We start from the raw sequence: 20,747 nt of genomic DNA on the forward strand, positions 1-20,747 counted from the left end.
TTTATCAAATCTATATTTTATATAAGCTTATAATACTTTAATATTATTCAGCTAATTTTTTATATCCTTCATATCTTTCTCTAGCATCAGCTTCAGCTTTAGTAAATAATCCTTCAGCTTGCTCTGGGAATTGTTTAGCTATAGCAGAGTATCTTACTTGTGCAAGTATGAAATCTCTGAAGCTTGCAGTTGGTTCCTTAGAGTCTAAAGTGAATGGGTTTTTACCTTCAGCTTTTACTTCTGGATTGAATCTGTATAAATGCCAGTATCCGCAAGCAACAGCTTGTGCTTCGTTAGCTACAGTTCTTCCCATACCTTCTTTTAATCCGTGGTTTATACATGGAGCATAAGCTATTATTAAAGATGGTCCATCATGTTTTTCAGCTTCTAGAACAGCTTTAATAAATTGGTTTTTATCAGCACCCATAGCAACTTGAGCTACATATACGTTTCCGTAAGTCATAGCCATCATTCCTAAATCTTTCTTTCTAGATTGCTTACCTGCTGCAGCAAACTTAGCCATAGCAGCAGCTGGAGTAGCTTTAGAAGCTTGACCTCCTGTATTTGAATATACTTCTGTATCAAATACAAGTACATTTACATTTTCACCAGATGCAAGAACATGGTCTAATCCACCGTAACCGATGTCATATGCCCAACCGTCTCCACCTAGTATCCATTGTGATCTCTTAACTAGATAATCTTTTCTATCTTTTATAGCTTCTACTAACTCTTTAGCTTTTGCATCTGTACAATCACAAGCTGGTTTTTCTAATAATTCAACAACTTTAGCACTTGCTACTTTAGAAGCTTCTCCATCATTTCTAGAATCTAACCATTCTGTAAATACTGCTTTAGCATCTTCACAGATATCCATAGAAACTAATTCTGTCATAGCATCTACTATTTTTCCTCTTATTTGTTTAACAGCTGTGTACATACCAAATCCGTATTCAGCATTGTCTTCAAATAAAGAGTTTGCCCAAGATGGACCTTTACCTTCATGGTTACAAGTATAAGGAGTTGATGGTGCAGAAGCCCCCCATATAGAAGAACATCCAGTAGCATTAGATATCATCATTCTATCTCCATATAATTGTGTAACTAATTTAATGTAAGCAGTCTCTCCACATCCAGCACATGCTCCTGAGAATTCCATTAATGGTTGTCTAAATTGACTTCCTTTAACAGTATTTGCAGGCATAACATCAACTTTTGGAGCTACTTTTTCAGTATCTACTGCAAATGCCCAGTTATCTAATTCAGGGTCAAGTTGAGTATCTATTGGTTTCATAACTAAAGCTTTTTCTTTAGCTGGACATATGTCAGCACAGTTTCCACAACCTGTACAGTCAAGTGGACTAACTTGCATTCTATATTTTAATCCTTCTAATCCTTTACCTAATGCTTTTTTAGCTTCAAATCCTTTTGGAGCATTAGCTAATTCTTCTTCAGTAACTAATACTGGTCTTATACATGCATGAGGACATACAAAAGAACATTGGTTACATTGGATACAGTTATCCATTACCCATTCAGGAACATCAACAGCTATACCACGTTTTTCGTAAGCTGAAGTACCACAAGGGAATGTTCCATCTTCTATACCATTGAATGTACTTACTGGTAAGTTATTTCCTTCTTGTGCAGTCATTGGTCTTAATATATTTCTTATAAATTCTGGTTCTTTAACTTCTTCTTTATCTGCATCAACAGCATTTGTCCAAGAAGCTGGAACTTCAACTTTAACTAAAGCATTTATTCCTGCATCAACAGCAGCATAGTTCATATTAACTATTTTTTCACCTTTTTTACCATAAGCTTTAACTATAGAATCTTTTAAGTATTTAACAGCATCTTCTTCTGGTATTATTTCAGCTAATTTAAAGAATGCAGATTGCATTATCATGTTTATTCTATTTCCAAGACCTATTTCTTGTCCTAGTTTAACAGCATTAACTGTATAGAATTTTATATCATTTTTAGCTATATATTGTTTCATAGGAGCTGGTAAGTTTTCTTCAAGTCCAGCTTGGTCCCATATAGTGTTAAGTACAAATGTACCACCTTTTTTAAGACCTTTTAATAAATCATATTGATAAACATATGATTGTTTATGACAGGCAATATAGTCAGCTTCATCTATTAAATAAGTTGCTCTTATTGGAGTATCACCAAATCTTAAGTGAGACATAGTTATACCACCAGATTTTTTAGAGTCATAATCAAAGTAAGCTTGAGCATATTTTTCAGTGTGGTCACCGATTATTTTTATAGCTTGTTTATTAGCTCCAACAGTACCATCAGAACCTAATCCCCAGAACTTACATCTTATAGTTCCTTTAGAAGCTATTTTAATTGGCTCAGCAGGAGCTAAAGAAGTATTAGTTACATCATCAACTATACCTACTGTAAATCCATTCTTAGGTTGTTCTGAAACTAAGTTATCAAAAACAGTTTTTATATCTGAAGGAGTAGTGTCTTTTGAACCTAATCCATATCTTCCACCTATTATCATAGGAGCATTTTCTTTTCCATAGAATACATCACGTACATCTAAGTATAATGGTTCACCAGTTGAACCTGGCTCTTTAGTTCTATCAAGTACACATATTCTTTCAACAGTAGATGGCATAGCATCTAAGAAATGTTTCATTGAGAATGGTCTATATAAATGAACTTTAACTAAACCATATTTTTCTCCATTAGCATTTAAGTAATCTATAGTTTCTTCTATTGTCTCTGTTACAGAACCCATAGCTATTAATACATACTTAGCATCTTCTGCTCCATAATAATCAAATAAACTATGTTTTCTACCTGTTAAATTACTCATTTTTTCCATGTATTTTTCAACTATACCTACTATATTTTGATAGTATTTGTTAGAAGCTTCTCTAGTTTGGAAATATATATCTGGATTTTGAGCAGTACCACGAGTAACTGGATGATTTGGAGATAATGCGTTATCTCTAAATGCTTGAACTGCTTCAAAATTTAATAAACTTGCATAATCTTCATTTTCTAATAATTCAACTTTTTGGATTTCATGTGAAGTTCTGAATCCATCAAAGAAATGTATAAATGGTAATCTACCTTCTATTGCAGCTAAATGTGCAACTGGTGCTATGTCAGCTACTTCTTGAACTGAACCAGAAGCTAATAATACACATCCAGTTTGTCTAGCAGCCATAACGTCTTGATGATCCCCAAATATTGATAAAGCTTGAGATGCTAAAGCACGAGCACTTACATGGAATACTCCTGGTAATAACTCTCCTGCAACTTTATACATGTTTGGTATCATTAATAATAAACCTTGAGATGCTGTAAAAGTAGAAGTTAAAGCTCCTCCTTGTAAAGAACCATGGAATGCTCCTGCTGCTCCTGCTTCTGACTGCATTTCAACAACATTAACTTCTTGTCCAAATACATTTTTTCTTCCTTGTGATGCCCACTCATCAACTACTTCAGCCATAGTTGAAGATGGTGTGATTGGATATATAGCTGCTACATCTGTAAACGCATAGGCAACGTGAGCTGCAGCTGTATTTCCATCAAGTGTTTTCATAAACTTAGCCATAATATGTATCCTCCTTGATAGCTACAATTGTACTTGTTTATAACAAGTCTATTTTTTATATTTACATATAATTTACACAACAAAAATATAAACACACATATAGTCGCGCAAATACTCTATCTTCTAATATAATACTACAGATTAGATAAAATTCCTTTGAAAATTGTAAATTAATTACATATTTAAGTAGATTTTTTTTTAAATTAAATATGTTAAGTTTTTTTCATAATTTTGTATACAATATATAATAAATTAAGTTAGATTTTTCAAACTTTTTCATCTATTTGTGTATATTTAATATAAAAGCAAAATATTTCTCTTTATTATATGTAAATTTTTATATATATAATTTTACCATATTACATCATATTTTTGTAAGTTTTTATTATATTTTTCATAATACCCCTTTATTTTATAAATTAATCTAATAGATTAAACTTATCAGATAGAAATTTATTACATTTAAAAAAATATGCTAGCAAATATAGCATCCACTAGCATAAACTTCATTTATAATATTAATCAACTATTAATTCTACTAACTCTCCATTTTTAACACCTGCTGCATTTCCTTCTTCCATGTCAACATGCATTTCTAAATTAAAGCTATCACTAGCTCTTACTAGTACATTTTCAAATACTAATGCTCTTGGTCCAGATGTTTTAACCTTTACTATTTGTTTATCTGTTACACCAAATTTAGCAGCGTCTTCATTGCTCATATGTATATGTCTAGAAGCAACTATAACTCCTTCTTTCATTTCTACTTCTCCAGCAGGTCCTACTAATTTAACACCTGGAGTCCCCGCTATATCACCAGATTCTTTTATTGGTGCTTTTACTCCTAATGGGAAACCATCTGCTAAAGATATTTCAACTTGAGTGTGAGCTCTAGCTGGTCCTAGTACTCTAACTCCTTTTAAAGTTCCTTTTGGACCTACTAAATCTACTTTTTCTTCACAGGCATATTGTCCTGGTTGAGATAATGGTTTAAATTTAGTTAATTCATGACCGGCTCCAAATAATACGTCTATATCAGCTTGACTTAAATGAACATGTTTATTAGATAATGCTATTGGTAATTTCATTGAAATTCCCTCCTTTTAATTATTTTAAATTATTGCAATACAATTATACATAATATTACCTACAAAATCAAATTATATTGAATCAATATATATCTTTAAATTTTTATATATTATATCTTTAAATTCTTGATTATCTGTATAAGGTACATTGTCTGTATTATTTAAATATATATTGTGTAAAAGTTTAGTATTTATACTCTTAAAGAAAAAGTCCATGACAATCTGTCCACCTTTAAATTGTGAATCATAAGATTTACTACCTCCTACCGCAATATACATACCAACACGTTTCTTATTCCTATCAATTGAGGGTTTCTTTAACACATATTTACTTGCATATATAGCTTGAGTTCTATCAACAACAGTTTTTAATTTAGCTGATATTGAATCAAAATGCACAGGACTTATCACGATAGTTCCTTTTGATTCATCAAACATTTTATATAAGGGTTTCATATCATCATTAAACTTACAAAAACCTGTTTTTTCACAAAATCCACAAGCTGTACAATATTCAATATCCATATCATATATACTAAATATTTTACTACTCAATCCATTCTCTTCTAATTTAACCTTTACTTCATTTGCTATAAAACTGCAATTTTTATTATTTCTTGGACTTCCATTTATTATCATAATCTCTGGACTTTTAAGTTCTTTTTTATCATTTAAATCCATAATCAGTCTACCTATCCTTTAACATAACTATTAAAATATCATCATCATAATTATCTTTTGATGAGAATTTCTTTAAATCTAATTTTAAATTTTCTACTATCAATTGCTGATTTAACTTAAAGTTTTCTTTTAGGAAGTTTTCTAATCTGTTTATACCATATTCTTCTTTTGATGTGTTTTTTATCTCTAAAATTCCGTCAGTATACATACATACCATTGCATAATCTTCCATTAAAAGAATATTATTTTCATAAGTAGCGTCTTCCATTATCCCAATAGGTATCCCCTTTTTACAACTTAAATTATTTTCTATTGTCCCATCCTTCTTTACAACTACAGGACTATAGTGACCAGCATTAGATACTGTAATAATATTTTCTTTAGTATCTATAATGCCTATTAAACAAGTTGTAAATACACCCATTTTGTCAAACTCGTCATATAACATGCTATTTAAATGTGTCATTATTTCTCTTGGAGTATTATATTGATTGCATAATACTTTAAAAGCACCTTTTATCATCGCAACAACATAATTTGATACCATTCCATGTCCCATTACATCAGCAACAATATAGACTATATGCTCATCATCTACTCTTGTAGCATAATAAAAATCTCCTCCAACTACTCTTGCTGGTTTATGATAAAAATAAAGTTCTTTGTCTTCATTACAATCCATTTTTCCTTTGTCCATAATAAGTTGTTGCTGTTTATTTAATATATTCAACTCATTTTCAAGAACCTTATGCTTTACTTCTTTTTCATTATGCTCATATAATTGCATCCCAACAGAAACTTGTTTGGATAATATGCTAAGGATATTTAAATCATCACTAGTATAGTTTTTGCTGTTTGCACAAACTATACATCCTATAGTCTCATTCTTATCTTGAAGTTTATAATATATATAACTTTCCAAGTTGATGCCTTTTTTTGAACATGGTTTTAAGTTATTTAAGTATCCTCCCAGTGACTCTTTCTTTAAAAACGTGTCAAGCATAGGGTATAAATTAGTTTTCTTTTTTTGCTCAGTATTGTAACAGCTAAATATTTTATCCTTATTATCATGACCAGTTATAATTATTAAAGCTTCTTTACTATTAGTAATATTGCAAGCTTGTTTACTTAAATTTTCTAAAAACCCATCTATACTCTTATTAAGGTACAATTTTTTAGTAGCTTCATTTATAGCACTTATTGAACCTCTTAACTTGTCAATTAAAATTTGCACATTATTATTTTTATTAGTTATTTCTATTGATAAACTTAGAAGTGATGCAACAGAAGATATAAAGTCTATATCTTGTTCTGTTAAATAATCCTCTTCTTTTAAAAAACAAGTCATAAATCCAACAACTAAATTGTTTATTATAAAAGGAAAAACTATTCTCCCAATATAACCTTCAGATTTTGCTAAATCTCGTTCACCTTCTGCTCTAGAATCTTCAAATACATTTTTTACATATATTATCTTCTTTTCATTTACAGCTTCATGTATATATTCTGGATATGTGTCAAAATCAATCTTTGCACCTTTAAGACTATTGATTGGAAAAATTTGAGGTACATATTCTAAGGTTTGTGAACATACTAAATAGGCATATTTAGAATCATTTTTATAGAATAGATTTACACATGCCTTTGTAGGGTGAACAACCTCTAACATTTTTTCTATTATGTCATCTTTTATATTAAAAAAATCTGTAGATTCAGTCACCATAGCGGATATTTCCACTAAATTCTTCATTTTATAACTGCCATTAGTCATACTCAATTTCTCCCCCTATATATTAAACTATTTATTAGTATTTTAACATACATTCTTCATAGTAAAAACAAAAACAACGACAAAACTAGCAACTAATATCCAGTTAAATCCTGTCAATAATCCTATAAGAAGCAATGTAATTAATGCATTTAGACCTGTTCTCCCTTTTTCATCCATAAAAGTAATTTTAGATATATCTATATTGTTCTTTACATTATTTATATGCTCTTTTACTTGTTCTTCCATATTTCTTTTATATAGAATATAAACTACACCAACTAAAAATGCCCCCATCCCTAAAACCAAGTTTAAATTAAAAGCTACCATAAGTAATATTGAACCAAAAACTAACTTTAAAAGTTTAAAAAATACACTATCTATTTTTAAAGTTATATTTCTAATTTCTTTACACTCATCTCTTAAAGAATATCCACTTGAATCTAAATTATTAATCTTTGTTTTTACAATTTCAGAATAAAAAAGCTTTATTATCCCATTTAACATTTTCATCACTCCTAAATATTTTACATATATTTGTAAGTTTTACAATTATAATATTTTTTATACTTGGTAATAATAAAAAATAACAAATATTTTATAATTTAGTATTTATTGTAAATAAGTTAGTTAAACTTTATAGGCTAAGTATGAATTTTTAAAAATAAATATTTTTACAATTAAAAGGAAGTGGTTGTGTGCAAATAGAACAACTTGATTTAGAAACAAGAAACAAAATATATTGCTATACTAAAAAAATACTTAGAAAATACCAAAAAGGTATAACATCTGGGAAATTAACAGCAGATAAATTTGCAGATAATATATTATCTCAAGGTTTTATTAGTAATATACTTGATGAAAAAATAATCAAGGAATACGACTTTAAGTCATCTTATAGAAACTATATAGAAACTTTGATAAAAATACAAAATGAAAATTTATCTAATTCTAGAAAAAAATCTACTAAGCCTGTAAAGTGTTTCAACATCTCTCAGATACTCAAATTAAAAAACTTACTAAATGATACTGGTTATAATTTATTGATTCCATATAAATACTTAACTTCTAAGGATATAGAAGGAATAGTCACTCTAATTAATACTGGGTCTATTGAGCTTGGAAATGAGAGAATATATAACTATATATCAAAAATATGATAATATGAAGCTATTATAAAAAGGCAATTTATTTAATAAAAACTATTTTAATATTAAATAAATTGCCTTTTTAATTTTTTAATCAAAGATTATTATCCAAGAGCTTTTTCTAATTTAGATAAATGTTGTATTGGATAATATTTTAATAGTTCTTTAAATTGTTCTACTGATAATCCTTCTGTTGTTGTGTATATTCTTATTTTTTCATCTAAGTCACTATTAATAAACTTGTTTTTTAAATCCTCAAAATTTACACTACTCATTTTACATCACTCCTTATGTAACATATTCATTTGTATTATTTTATCCAAATTCATAAAATTTATTACATAAAAATGCACCTATGTAAAATTTAATAAAAAAAAGCTATCTCAATTTAGAAATTACTTTCTATATTTGAGATAGCTTTAGCTAAACTAATAGCTTAATAGTTATAAATAATTATTTATTAACTATCTGTTGCTTTTTCCAGCCATTTGTTGTTCAGCCATTTCAACTAATTTTTTAGTCATGTATCCACCTACATAACCATTTTCTCTTGCAGTAAGGTTTCCTTTATCAACTTGTTGATAATTACTCATACCAAGTTCGTTAGCTATTTCTAATTTCATTTGGTTTAAAGCCTCTTTTGCTCCTGGTACTACTGTTCTGTTGTTGTTATTGTTACTTGCCATGTTGATTACCTTCCTTCTGTTTAATTTATTTTGTGTTGCTGATAATATTATGTGATTTTAAACATTTTTAATTCAGGTAATTTTTAGCAATTAAAACCTGCCAAATATCCAGTAGAAAAAGCTATTTGCAAATTGAATCCTCCTGTATATGCATCTATATCAATTATCTCTCCAGCAAAAAATAGACCTTCCACTAATTTTGACTCCATTGTACTTGCATTTATCTCATTTACTTTTACACCACCAGAAGTTATTATAGCTTCATCAATAGGTCTGTATCTTTTTACAGTAAATTTTAAATTTTTTAGTAAATGCACTAAGTTTTTTCTCTGTTCTCTAGAAATTTGGTGAACAACTGTATCTGGATTAATCTCACTCAAATCTATTATTACAGGTATAAGTTTTTTTGGAAGTAAATCATCCAATGCTTTTTCAAATTTTTTATTTGTATACTTTGCAAAATCTTTTTGAATTCTTTTATCTAACTTTTCTTCATCTAGCGCTGGTTTTAAATCTAACAATATAGTGTAATTTTCTTTAGTTGTATCTTTCATTCTACAACTTGCAGACTTAATTATAGCTCCATCTAAGCCAAACTTAGTAAATTCAAGTTCTCCAAAATCACTGTAAACTTTCTTTTGTTTGCTATTAAACACTTTTATTTCAACATTTCTTAATGATAATTTTTCCAAATCTTTTATAAAGCTTTCTTGTACCTCAATCCCAATTAAAGATGGTTTTGTATCTACAATGGTGTGCCCTTGTGAAGCAGCAAATTTATATCCATCACCAGTAGAACCAGTAAGTGGATAACTTAATCCTCCAGTTGCTACTATAACTGAGTCACACTTAATCTCTTTTTTATTGGCTAAAACTACTTTTTCAATTTTATTATTTTTAGATATTATTTTTTCTACCTTCGAATTTAATAATATATCCACTTTTTTGTTTTTGAGTTGTTTTTCAAGAGCTTTTACAACATCAAATGCTTTATCACTTTCTGGAAATACTCTTTTACCTCTTTCTGTTTTAGTTTTTACACCAAGATTATTAAACATGCTTATTACATCATCATTTGTAAAAGTATAAAAAGCACTATATAAAAACTTTCCATTTGTAGGAACATTTTCTATTAATTCTTCTATATCACAAGCGTTAGTTATATTGCATCTACCTTTTCCTGTTATTGCAAGTTTTTTACCTAATTTATGATTTTTCTCAATCAATGTTACATCAAATCCTCTTTCACATGCAGTTGATGCTGCTATCATCCCTGCTGGTCCACCACCTATTACTACTACCTTCTTCAAATAATCACTCTTTTCTTCCCTTAATTTTTTAAGTCAAATTATTGATAAAGTAATTTAACTTAATTTAACTTCAAAAGTTTAAATAATGCAGGAGCTCCTGCAACTCCATAAAAAACAACTACAGTATTCTTAATAAAATTCATAAAAATTATACTCATATTAGAATCACTTAGATTTAAAGTAACAATTAACATTGAAATAAATACTTTAATGCCAATATATAACATGCCTATCGTTACTATCCCAACCAAAAATCTACAAATTCTTGAAAATATTATATTTTTACTATTTTTATTCCTGCTACTAAAATTAATTTTATTATTATTATCTGTATTAAATTTAACAAATACATCTTCAACTATATATCCAAATACAAACCCTACTATAATACCAAACTTTTCAAAATAGTCAGGGCTATTTAAAAATATAGCTACTATTACAAATGGTATAAGTAAAGCCACAAGAAAAATATAATTTTTATTATCATCAATATAGTCAAATATTTTTACAAATATTACTGTAAAAAATATGCCTAACGTCCAGCCAGCTATTACATCTATAGGCCAATGAACTGCCAAATATAGTCTAGACAAACCAACACCTAACACCATTACTGCACCAATCAAATGAATGTATCTCTTTTTAAATATAGTCATAATACTAACCCAAAATGTAGTTGCAGTTTGAGTATGAGCACTTGGAAAAGAGTAACCACCAGCAGTAGAAACTCTCAATGACTCAAGACCTTTTATTCCTATTGGTCTAGGAGCTTTTACAAATTCTTTGATTCCTAAATTCACAACAAAGTTTCCAATTATAGCAAACAATATTTTCTGTCCACATTTCTTGTTTATACACCAATAAATGATTGTTGTAATTAATATTAATAGTGGTGCTTCTGTACTTATTGTGAACACAAGAAATATAAAGTTCAAAATTGGATTTCTTAAATTTTGGAAAAATAATAATATACTTAATTGAATATCCATATAGATGTCTCCTTCACTAAGATTTTATATACTTAATTAAAAAGCACTAAATCCCTTAGAGATTAGTGCTTTTAATTCACATTTAAGTCTTATTCTACATCCTCAACTATACCTATATAAGGTAAATTTCTATACTTCTCAGCATAATCTATTCCATAACCAACAATAAATTTATCTTCAATAACAAATCCTACATAGTCTACAGGTATATTAGCTTTTCTTCTTTGAGGTTTGTCAAGTAAAGTACATAATTTTAGACATTTTGGACTTCTAGTCTTCAAAGCTGCAACTAGGTTACTTAATGTTAATCCAGAATCTATTATATCCTCTACAATTAACACATTCTTCCCTTCGATGTCTACATCTAAATCTTTTAATATTTTAACTGTTCCAGAAGATTCTGTTGAACTGCCATAACTTGTAACACTCATAAAATCTATATTTACATCTAAGTCTATACATCTTATTAAGTCTGAAACAAATACACTAGCTCCTTTAAGGATACCTACTACTAACAAGTCTTCACCTTTAAAATCTTCTTCTATTTTTTTTCCTAATTCATAAACTTTTTCTTTTATTTGTTCTTCTGTCAACATTTTTCCTGTAATTTTGTACATCTTGTACCCTCCCGCTTTCCATCTATTAACCTATATATTATAGCATACCAAAATATCAATTAAAATATTTTTCATCATTTTTAAACTTAAAGTAACAGCTTATCCATACTTTTTTGCTTTTTATCTTAAAAATTTGGAATAAACATTCCTTTGTATTATAATCTATATGTACATATATTAATCAGCTATTTTTATCAATTATATAATTTTATTTTTGGAGGTACTTTTATGAGCACAAATCATGGAGCTAATTTATATAGTTTATCTAGTAAGTATGGCTTTTCAAAAGAAGAATTTATGGATTTTAGTTCGAATATAAATCCTTTTGGTACGTCAAGTTTAGCCAAACAATACATCGTAAACAATATAGATATGGTATCTATGTATCCTGACCCCGATTACATAGACTTAAAAACTTCTATATCAAGTTACTGCAAATGTTCTATAGATAATATAGTCCTTGGCAGTGGAGCTACAGAATTAATCTCATCATTCATACATACAATTAACCCTAAACAGGCTCTTTTACTTTCCCCTGTATATTCAGAGTATGAAAAAGAGCTATCTAAAATTAATTGTTCTATAGATAAATATTTTGCCAAAGAAGAAGATAATTTTAACATAAATTTAGAAAATCTTATAGAAACTATTAACTCTAAAAATTATGATTTGGTTATAATCTGCAATCCTAGTAACCCTACTGGATTTGCATTTACTAAAATAGAAGTGAGAGAAATCTTAAAAAATACAGATTCTTTTTTGATGATTGATGAGACTTATGTAGAGTTTACTGATACAGACATATACTCTTGTACTCAATTAGTTGATGATTATTCTAATTTATTTGTTATAAGAGGTACATCAAAGTTTTTTTCAACACCAGGCATAAGACTTGGATATGGGCTTATATCTAACAATAATGTTAAAAATGAAATAAATAAAAATTTAGATTTATGGAATATAAATATAATCGCTTCTAAAATGGGAGAAATCATGTTTAGTGATTTCAATTTTATATCAAGTACTATTTCTTTAATGAATACTGAAAGAGATTACTTAATTAAAGAACTTAAAGGCATAAAGAACTTAAATGTGTATGATACTAGAGGCAATTTCATATTGTGTAAAATCAAAACAAAGGAATTTACGGCTAAATCACTTCGTGACATGCTAATTTCTCAAAAAATAATAATAAGAGATTGCTATTCATTTGAAGGTCTAGATGAATATTTTTTTAGGGTATGTATATTAAAACCTAATGAAAATAAGTTATTAATATCATCTCTTAAATCAATTTTTAAATAAAAAAATACTTTATTGTATAATTTTATAAGTATAAAAAATGAGTTATCTCTATTTGAGATAACTCATTTTGGTTTATTAATAAATTAAGCACTTTGATTTTCTTTTTTTCCGATTTTACTCATTCCATCATTTATTTTATCTACAACTACTGCTATTGCATTATCTCCTGATACATTACATGCTGTACCAAAACTATCTTGAGTTAAGTATAAAGCTATCATTAAACTTGCAAGACCACCATCTGCTGGTATTCCAACCATTGGTAAGAAAGGAAGTGCACTCATTATAGCTCCACCTGGTGCTCCTGGTGCTGCAACCATTGCTATACCTAACATTGCAATATAAGGGAATAATACACCTATTCCATGTGGCATACCATTCATCATTAAAACTGCTGTTGTAAATCCTGTTATTGATATCATACTACCTGATAAATGTATTGTCGCACAAAGAGGTACAACAAATTCTCTGATTTGTTTACTTACTCCATTTTTTTCTGCACAACCAACATTAACTGGTATAGTTGCTGCTGAAGATTGAGTACCTATAGCTGTTAAATATCCAGGTACTTGATTTTTTAACATTCTTACTGGATTTTTTCCTGAAAACGCTCCTGCTGCTGTAAATTGACATGCCATATATACAAAATGTAAAGGTATTACTACTAAGTAGACTTTCCAGAATACACCTAATATTGTCCATACTTGTCCTGCTATAGTTATATTTGCGAAAGTTCCTGCTATGTATAAAGGTAATAAAGGTATAATTACTGTTGATAACGTTTTTGTTACGATTTCTTGGAATTCTTGGAAGAATTTAAATAAAACTTCTCCTTTTCCATGATTTCTTAAAGCTGATATTCCAAGTCCCATTACAAATGCAAACACAATTGCTGCTGTTACATCTACCATAGGCTCTAATGGAATAGTGAAGATTGGAGCTAACATTCCCGCTTCTGGGTCTCCAATTTGACTTGCTACACTTGCATCAATAAAATTTGGGAAAATTAACATAGATACTGCAAATGATAATAATCCTGCGATTAAAGTAGAACCATATGCTATTGCTGTAGTTATTCCTAATAATTTTCCTGCACCTGTTGCTAAATCTGCTATACCTGCTGTTACAAACCCTATAATTATAAATGGTATTACAAACTTTAAGAATGCTGAGAATAAAGTACTAACTGTTACTAATATTTGTACTATTATTTCTGGTGCATAACTCCCGATTAAAATACCAACTATGATACCGATGATTAGCTTGGGCACTAAACCTATTTTCTTTTTCATAATATTTTACCCTCCTTAACTTTTTTAAATTAAGTACTCTTGTACATTGAATACTTAGTTAAATATTGGATATCCACTTATTATGATAATAGAGTTTTATCTCTCCGTCAACAATTTAACCATTTTTTGTTAATAAAAAAAAGAATAACATATATAAATTGTTATTCTTCTTCATCTTTTATAGAAAATTCTACATTTTCAATTATATTTGAATGTTTATCCTTTTTGGTAATATTTCTATATCTATTAATTTCTTCATTCACAATACCTATACTCCAAATTAATACTATAATATCATCTATAAATCCAAATGCTCCAGTAAGCATCTCTGGGATTATATCAATGCCAGATACAAAGTACGATATAGTAAAAATTAAAACAGAAACTACTTTTACTTTATAAACTATATTGATTCTTTTATCAGTCATAAAATCAGGTAGTTTAAGTAAATCAAATATAAAAAGCAAACCAAATTTAGCATTTTTAAATCTCACTAAAATTTTTTTAAAAAAATCTAAAATTATATTAACCACTCTTTTTAGAAATTCCATATTTATCACCTCTTATAATTATAGGTTATTCTACATTATAACCGATATAATTAATTTGATGAGTATATTATATATAAATTTTATCAACTAGTATATATTCAAATTATAACAATTCAATTCCTGCACTACTACAATTTTTAATCATATCTTGTGGCCATACTCCAACCTGTACTTCTCCTATATGTGCCTTTTGTAAGAAATACATACATATTCTTGACTGACCAATACCTCCACCAATTGTATATGGAAGTTCACCATTTAACAGCATCTTATGATAATCAAACTCTTTTCTCTCTTCACATCCAGCAAGTTTCAATTGTCTATCAAGAGATTCTTCATCAACTCTAATTCCCATTGAAGACAGTTCTAGTGCAGAATCTAAAATAGGATTATAAAATAATATATCTCCATTCAGTTCCCAATCATCATAATCAGGACTTCTTCCATCATGTTTTTCTCCTGATATTAGCGTTTTTCCTATTTGAGTTATAAATACAGCTTTCTTGTCTTTTACAATTTTATCTTCTCTTTCCTTTGGAGATAATTCTGGATACATATCTTCTAACTCTTGTGATGTTATAAAAGTTATTTCTTCTGGCAATATTTCTTTTATTCCCTCATACATACTACATACAAATATTTCAGTATCCTTAAATACTCCATATAGTCTTTTTACAACATCTTTTAAAGTTTTTTCATTTCTACTACTTTTATCTATCACCAATTCCCAATCCCATTGGTCTACATAAAGAGAATGTATGTTATCTAATTCTTCGTTTTTTCTTATAGCATTCATATCTGTATATAAACCACTGCCAACTTCAAAACCATATTTTTTAAGGGCTAATCTCTTCCATTTTGCAAGTGATTGAACAATTTCTGCATTTTTACTCATAAATGGTATATCAAAACTTACAGCCTTTTCTCCATTTAAATTATCATTTGCACCAGTCTCAGGTAATACAAATAATGGAGAAGAAACCCTTATTAGATTTAATTCATTACTCAATCTCATTTCAAAAAAATCTTTTAATTTTTTTATAGCTACTTGTGTATCAATTACATTCAAACTGCTTTTATAATTTTTTGGTATTATTGTACTCATATTATTTCACTCCCTATATTTATATATTTTTCCATTAAAAAAACCTTTCATCCCTATATAAAAGGGACGAAAGGTTATCTTTCCGCGGTACCACCCTGATTAGCTTAAAATAAATTTAAACCCAGCTCATAATGTACAGATATTACTCGATACATCCCAATCTGATAACGGTTTGGTTCCGACTAAGCCTACTATTTTAAAATTTCGGTTAGCAACTCCAGGATGTTCTTCATTATAGACTTCATATTGGTCTCACACCATCACCAACTCGCTTTAACTACATTCTATAACTACTCTTCCTTTCAAAGTCTTTAAGAATTTAATCTAATAAAATTTCACTCTCTTATGTTTTCTATTTATTCATAATAGTATGATAAGTGATTAGTTAAAATTTGTCAAGTTTAATATTTTTTTATTTTTCTACACTCTATAACTTTTTACCTATACTTATAAATTTTCAAATGTAGACTTTAATCTATCCATACATTCTTTTAATAAAGACTGTGGGCATGCTACATTTATTCTTTCAAATCCTATTCCTTGCTTTCCAAATATATAGCCTTCATCAAATAATACATTAGCTTTCTTAAACATTAAATCTTCAAGTTCTATTTCATTCAAACCATAGGCAGTAAAATCTAACCATGCTAAATATGTTCCTTCTGGATAAACAAGTTTTACTTTTGGTAAATTTTCTTTTAAGTATTCATCAATAAATTTTATATTATTATCTAAATATTCATTCAATTCATCGACCCAATCTTCGCTTTCATTATATGCTGCTATAGTAGCTACAATAGCAAAAGGATTTGGTGAAGTTCCAACTCCAACAGCTGTGACTTCTTCTTGATATTTCTTTTTTAATTCATTATTATTCACTATTATATTGGATAATTGCATTCCAGCTAGATTAAACGTTTTACTTGGTGCTATACATGTAACTATCTTATCTTTGTACTCTGGGCATAATGATTGTAAAGGTGTATGTTTAAATCCTTTTCTAATTAAGTCAGAATGTATTTCATCAGCTATTATCCATAAGTCATATTTTTTACATATTTCTACAACCTTTTTTAATTCTTCTTCTCTCCATACTCTTCCAACTGGATTGTGAGGACTACAAAGTATAAGTACTTTATTACTACTACACTTAGCCTTTTCTTCTAAATCAGCATAATCCATTCTATATGTCCCATTCTCATATATAAGAGGATTGTTTACAACTTCTCTATTATTACTTTTTATCTTGGCTTCAAATGGATAATACACTGGTTTCTGAACTATTACACCTTCATTGGAATCTGTTAATATTCTTACTAAAATAGCAACCGCTGGTACAACTCCTGGGCTAAAAATAATATCTTCTCTATTTATTTCCCAGTTAAATCTTCTTTTATACCAACCACAAACTGCATTAAAGTATTTCTCACTATCATTAGAGCTATATCCAAATATTTTGTGGTCAACTTTTTTATGTAATGCTTCTATTATTGGCTCTGCACATTCGAAATCCATATCTGCAATCCAAAAAGGTAAACCATCTTTTTGAGCTTTTGGTGAACAATTAGTTCTAAAATCCCATTTTACACAATCTGTCCCTACTCTATCTATTACTCGGTCAAAATTATATTTACTCATTTTACTCCTCCTAAAAATACAAATTTTATAATTATTAAGTATATAACTGGATGTAATTTGGTGCTATTTTACAATTCTACATATTATAATAGTAACACTTTTTTGTCCAATAGATTTAAAATATACTTATTTTTATCGTTATAGTTTTTTTCAATGTTGTAAAAATAGTTTCACTATATTAAAACAAGATTGCTCATATTAATTATATTTCAACTGACATAAGCAATCTTTTCTATAACTTCTAAATTTGTAAATGTAGAATCATTAGTTTAGATATTACCCCAATCTCTTTTCAACTAATCTACACCATATATCAACTCCATATTCCAAAGCTTTTGTATCAAATGTCACATTTGGATTGTGAAATCCTGGTGTAGCATCAGCCCCCAATCCAATATATGTAGTTTTACATTTTAGTTTTTGTGTGTAGTAGTGAAAATCTTCTCCACCAGAATTCTTAAATATACCTATAGATGCATCTTCTCCCAATACATCTTTTATAGTTTCCTCAGCCAAGTTCACAAGTTCTTCATCAAATTCTGCTGCTGGTACTCCATCCTTTGAAATTAACATAGCTTCTGCATTTATAGAATTTGCAGCAGTTTTTATAGCATGTATGGCTTTTTCTTTTAATTCTTCTATTATCTCATTACTTTCTGCTCTTATATCTAAAGCCATAAATGCTTCATCTGGTATATTATTATATGTTTCTCCTTTAACTGATATATTTGTTACTTTTATTGAATTTGGTATAGCTGGATTTACTCTTATTGCATTTATTGCATTTACTGCTAAACAAACAGCATCTACTGCATTTACTCCCAAGTGTGGTTTAGAACCATGACAAGTAATTCCTTTAATAGTAAATTCCATTATACAACTAGCACAATGATACATTGCAGGTATCGCCTTTCCCAATCTACAATCTTGTCCAGGTCTTAAATGCATACCTACCATTTCTTCTACATCATCCAATAAACCAGAATCAATTACTCTTAATGCACCATATAGCTTTTCTTCTGCTGGTTGAAAAAGTATTTTTAAAGTTCCTATCTTTACTAGATTTCTTTCTTTTATTAATTTTGCAGCTGTTAAAAGCATCGAAGTATGACCATCATGCCCACAAGCATGTATCATTTTCTTTTCTCCATCTATTATAAATTCCAATGCATCCATATCTGCTCTTATAGCAAATACTGGCCCTTCTTTTTTCGAATCTATAGTTACTATAATACCAGTTCCGGCAATACCTTTATGAATATTTTCAAAACCCATTTTTTCAAGTTCTTTTAAAACAAACTCAGATGTCTTATATTCTTCAAATCCTTTTTCTGGTATAGTATGTAAATAATCATACACACTATGTACATACTCAATATAATTTTTATTAGTTTCCATAATATAATTCCTCCTTAAAATGTAAATCTTATGTTTATAGTAAATTTTTATTATAACTACCTATACTACAAAATAATTCATTATAAGCATTGCAATACAACCATTTAAAGTTGCTATCACAAACATATGTGGATAATATTTTGTCTTTAATTCAGCAGTTCCTAAGAGTCTGCCCATAAATTGTATCTGGGCACCTGAAAGCAATAACATTGGTAAAAGAATTGCAACATGTGCTTGGCTTATCTGACCTGCTGTAAACAGACCTGCTATTACTCCAGATGCTCCCCCCATTGATATAAATATTGTCATTATTGCAGTCGCCGCAACACCTGGAAGTCCAAATATACTCATTACAGGTGTAAATATTGTCCCTATCAAGTCTAAAAGACCTGTTAAATTAAATATAGAAATTATAGCAAAGCCAAAGATAACATTTGGAGCCATTGAATTTGTACTTATTTGAAATCCATTTCTAGCCCCTCCAATAAATGCATCTATCACATTCCCCTTTTTAGCTTTTGCTTCTTTTTTTGCTACCTCACTCATATTAAGCTTCCTCCTTGTCAAATTTATTTAAATATAGTCTAAGTAAGTTTGCTCCAACAAATTTCATAATTAATATTAAAGCAAGTGGTATAAATATTGGAACATCTCCGATAAATGGAAACAATGCAGCTCCAGAAGCAAAGAAGTTTGTGATTGCTGATGCACCTGAAAATTGAAATGCGCAAAATACAGCCTTTTGTTTCTCGTCTATATATCCATCATCTTTAAGTTCTTTAGTCATAGATGCAGCTGCATCAGTAGATTGTAAACTAGCTATCAAAGTTAATCCTGCAAATCCAGGTAATCCTAATAGTGGTTTTAATAGTGGGCTAAGAAGCTTCTGAGCTGCCTTCATCCCATCCAAATGGTCTATAACCCTAACTATTCCTAGTGCAAACATAACAGATGGTATTAGTGTCAAAGCGTATAGCCATCCATCTCTAGGACCAGTACCTCCATCACCTCTAAAATTTGCAGCTAATGTGCCTACACCATCATTAACTGTTCCTAACGTACCAAAAGAACCCAGTACATTGTTAAAATCCAATACTTTTAATGGACCTGACGCATCCTTGAATATTCCTGAAAAGAATAGTGCACCCAAGATTAATGCTACATATCCATACCATTTTACTTCTACTTTTTCTGTTGTTAATTCCAATTTGCTCATTTAAATTCTCCCCCCTGTTTAAATAAAATTTATTAGTATATCTCTTTAATAAGCAAAAGTTATGCCAATAACTTAATAATAAGGTCTTTATATCCATTTTTTTATTGTAAATTTATTCCATATAACAAATCACTTATAATTACTAACTTTTAAAGTATTTAAATACATTATTTTCTTTATTGATTATAAAAATATACTTCTTAATATAAAAACATGTCTTAGTTATTTATCAAAATATTTTTATAAAAAAGGTTTTTATAGGATAAAATCCTATAAAAACCTTTTTAATCAAATCTCTAAATTTATCATATTATTTGTTGTATAATATAACTTACCTTGTACTTTAAAAAATAAAATAAATACTACTTTGTT

The 20,747-nt window shown here is 28.7% G+C and carries 19 protein-coding genes and 1 other annotated feature; of the genes, 2 read left to right on the forward strand and 17 right to left on the reverse strand.

The genetic code is table 11. The features are described 5' to 3' along the window. Positions 1 to 43: 43 nt before the first annotated feature. The 5 genes from nifJ to ACTG47_RS14555 form a co-directional block, all read right to left on the reverse strand. A complete protein-coding gene (nifJ, locus tag ACTG47_RS14535) occupies positions 44 to 3,583 on the reverse strand; it encodes a pyruvate:ferredoxin (flavodoxin) oxidoreductase (protein WP_479925080.1) in 3,540 nt (1,179 codons plus the stop codon). A 518-nt stretch (positions 3,584 to 4,101) separates the two neighbouring features. After that, positions 4,102 to 4,671, reverse strand: a complete 570-nt coding sequence (pduL, locus tag ACTG47_RS14540; RefSeq protein WP_169468493.1) for a phosphate propanoyltransferase — start codon at positions 4,669 to 4,671, stop codon at positions 4,102 to 4,104. A 72-nt stretch (positions 4,672 to 4,743) separates the two neighbouring features. Beyond that, positions 4,744 to 5,352: a flavodoxin family protein gene (locus ACTG47_RS14545; RefSeq protein ID WP_479925081.1), complete on the reverse strand. Its 609-nt coding sequence runs from the start codon at positions 5,350 to 5,352 to the stop codon at positions 4,744 to 4,746. Between the two features lie 7 nt (positions 5,353 to 5,359). Beyond that, entirely contained in the window at positions 5,360 to 7,102 is a 1,743-nt protein-coding gene (locus ACTG47_RS14550) for a GAF domain-containing SpoIIE family protein phosphatase (RefSeq protein WP_479925082.1), read from the reverse strand. Between the two features lie 63 nt (positions 7,103 to 7,165). Then, positions 7,166 to 7,627: a hypothetical protein gene (locus ACTG47_RS14555; protein ID WP_254176369.1), complete on the reverse strand. Its 462-nt coding sequence runs from the start codon at positions 7,625 to 7,627 to the stop codon at positions 7,166 to 7,168. 191 nt (positions 7,628 to 7,818) lie between these two features. Between ACTG47_RS14555 and ACTG47_RS14560 the strand changes: the two genes are divergently transcribed. Next, complete coding sequence (locus tag ACTG47_RS14560; RefSeq protein ID WP_479925083.1) at positions 7,819 to 8,280, forward strand: hypothetical protein; 462 nt, start codon at positions 7,819 to 7,821, stop codon at positions 8,278 to 8,280. 92 nt (positions 8,281 to 8,372) lie between these two features. On the opposite strand, the gene ACTG47_RS14565 is transcribed toward ACTG47_RS14560, so the two are convergent. The 5 genes from ACTG47_RS14565 to hpt form a co-directional block, all read right to left on the reverse strand. Continuing rightward, complete coding sequence (locus ACTG47_RS14565) at positions 8,373 to 8,543, reverse strand: hypothetical protein (RefSeq protein ID WP_003416012.1); 171 nt, start codon at positions 8,541 to 8,543, stop codon at positions 8,373 to 8,375. 189 nt (positions 8,544 to 8,732) lie between these two features. Continuing rightward, complete coding sequence (locus ACTG47_RS14570) at positions 8,733 to 8,954, reverse strand: alpha/beta-type small acid-soluble spore protein (protein ID WP_003416009.1); 222 nt, start codon at positions 8,952 to 8,954, stop codon at positions 8,733 to 8,735. A gap of 83 nt (positions 8,955 to 9,037) precedes the next feature. Beyond that, the gene (locus ACTG47_RS14575) at positions 9,038 to 10,264 is read right to left on the reverse strand and encodes a BaiN/RdsA family NAD(P)/FAD-dependent oxidoreductase (protein ID WP_479925084.1); all 1,227 of its coding nucleotides are present in this window, start codon (positions 10,262 to 10,264) and stop codon (positions 9,038 to 9,040) included. A 59-nt stretch (positions 10,265 to 10,323) separates the two neighbouring features. Then, a complete protein-coding gene (locus tag ACTG47_RS14580) occupies positions 10,324 to 11,253 on the reverse strand; it encodes a phosphatase PAP2 family protein (protein WP_479925085.1) in 930 nt (309 codons plus the stop codon). An 89-nt stretch (positions 11,254 to 11,342) separates the two neighbouring features. Then, positions 11,343 to 11,870: a hypoxanthine phosphoribosyltransferase gene (hpt, locus tag ACTG47_RS14585; RefSeq protein ID WP_044213776.1), complete on the reverse strand. Its 528-nt coding sequence runs from the start codon at positions 11,868 to 11,870 to the stop codon at positions 11,343 to 11,345. Between the two features lie 228 nt (positions 11,871 to 12,098). Between hpt and ACTG47_RS14590 the strand changes: the two genes are divergently transcribed. Beyond that, positions 12,099 to 13,175, forward strand: coding sequence for a pyridoxal phosphate-dependent aminotransferase (locus ACTG47_RS14590; RefSeq protein ID WP_479925086.1), 1,077 nt, complete (start codon positions 12,099 to 12,101; stop codon positions 13,173 to 13,175). An 83-nt stretch (positions 13,176 to 13,258) separates the two neighbouring features. Here the strand turns inward: ACTG47_RS14590 and ACTG47_RS14595 are convergent, their stop codons facing one another. From ACTG47_RS14595 to ACTG47_RS14625, 7 genes are all read right to left on the reverse strand, one after another. Continuing rightward, the gene (locus ACTG47_RS14595) at positions 13,259 to 14,467 is read right to left on the reverse strand and encodes a dicarboxylate/amino acid:cation symporter (protein ID WP_479925087.1); all 1,209 of its coding nucleotides are present in this window, start codon (positions 14,465 to 14,467) and stop codon (positions 13,259 to 13,261) included. 161 nt (positions 14,468 to 14,628) lie between these two features. Next, positions 14,629 to 15,018 carry a YkvA family protein gene (locus ACTG47_RS14600; RefSeq protein ID WP_479925088.1) on the reverse strand — a complete coding sequence of 130 codons (390 nt, stop codon included), beginning with the start codon at positions 15,016 to 15,018 and terminating at the stop codon, positions 14,629 to 14,631. Between the two features lie 103 nt (positions 15,019 to 15,121). Beyond that, on the reverse strand, positions 15,122 to 16,123 hold the full coding sequence (asnA, locus tag ACTG47_RS14605) for an aspartate--ammonia ligase (RefSeq protein WP_479925089.1): 1,002 nt from the start codon (positions 16,121 to 16,123) through the stop codon (positions 15,122 to 15,124). Between the two features lie 59 nt (positions 16,124 to 16,182). Continuing rightward, positions 16,183 to 16,438: a binding site (T-box leader), on the reverse strand. A gap of 132 nt (positions 16,439 to 16,570) precedes the next feature. After that, entirely contained in the window at positions 16,571 to 17,761 is a 1,191-nt protein-coding gene (locus ACTG47_RS14610) for a MalY/PatB family protein (RefSeq protein WP_479925090.1), read from the reverse strand. A 276-nt stretch (positions 17,762 to 18,037) separates the two neighbouring features. Beyond that, on the reverse strand, positions 18,038 to 19,159 hold the full coding sequence (locus ACTG47_RS14615; RefSeq protein WP_479925091.1) for a M20 peptidase aminoacylase family protein: 1,122 nt from the start codon (positions 19,157 to 19,159) through the stop codon (positions 18,038 to 18,040). Positions 19,160 to 19,219: 60 nt separating this feature from the next. Further along, the gene (locus ACTG47_RS14620; RefSeq protein ID WP_479925092.1) at positions 19,220 to 19,705 is read right to left on the reverse strand and encodes a YjiG family protein; all 486 of its coding nucleotides are present in this window, start codon (positions 19,703 to 19,705) and stop codon (positions 19,220 to 19,222) included. 1 nt (position 19,706) lies between these two features. Further along, complete coding sequence (locus tag ACTG47_RS14625; RefSeq protein ID WP_479925093.1) at positions 19,707 to 20,375, reverse strand: nucleoside recognition domain-containing protein; 669 nt, start codon at positions 20,373 to 20,375, stop codon at positions 19,707 to 19,709. Between the last annotated feature and the right edge of the window lie 372 nt (positions 20,376 to 20,747).

This window comes from Clostridioides sp. LIBA-6622, from assembly GCF_056716095.1.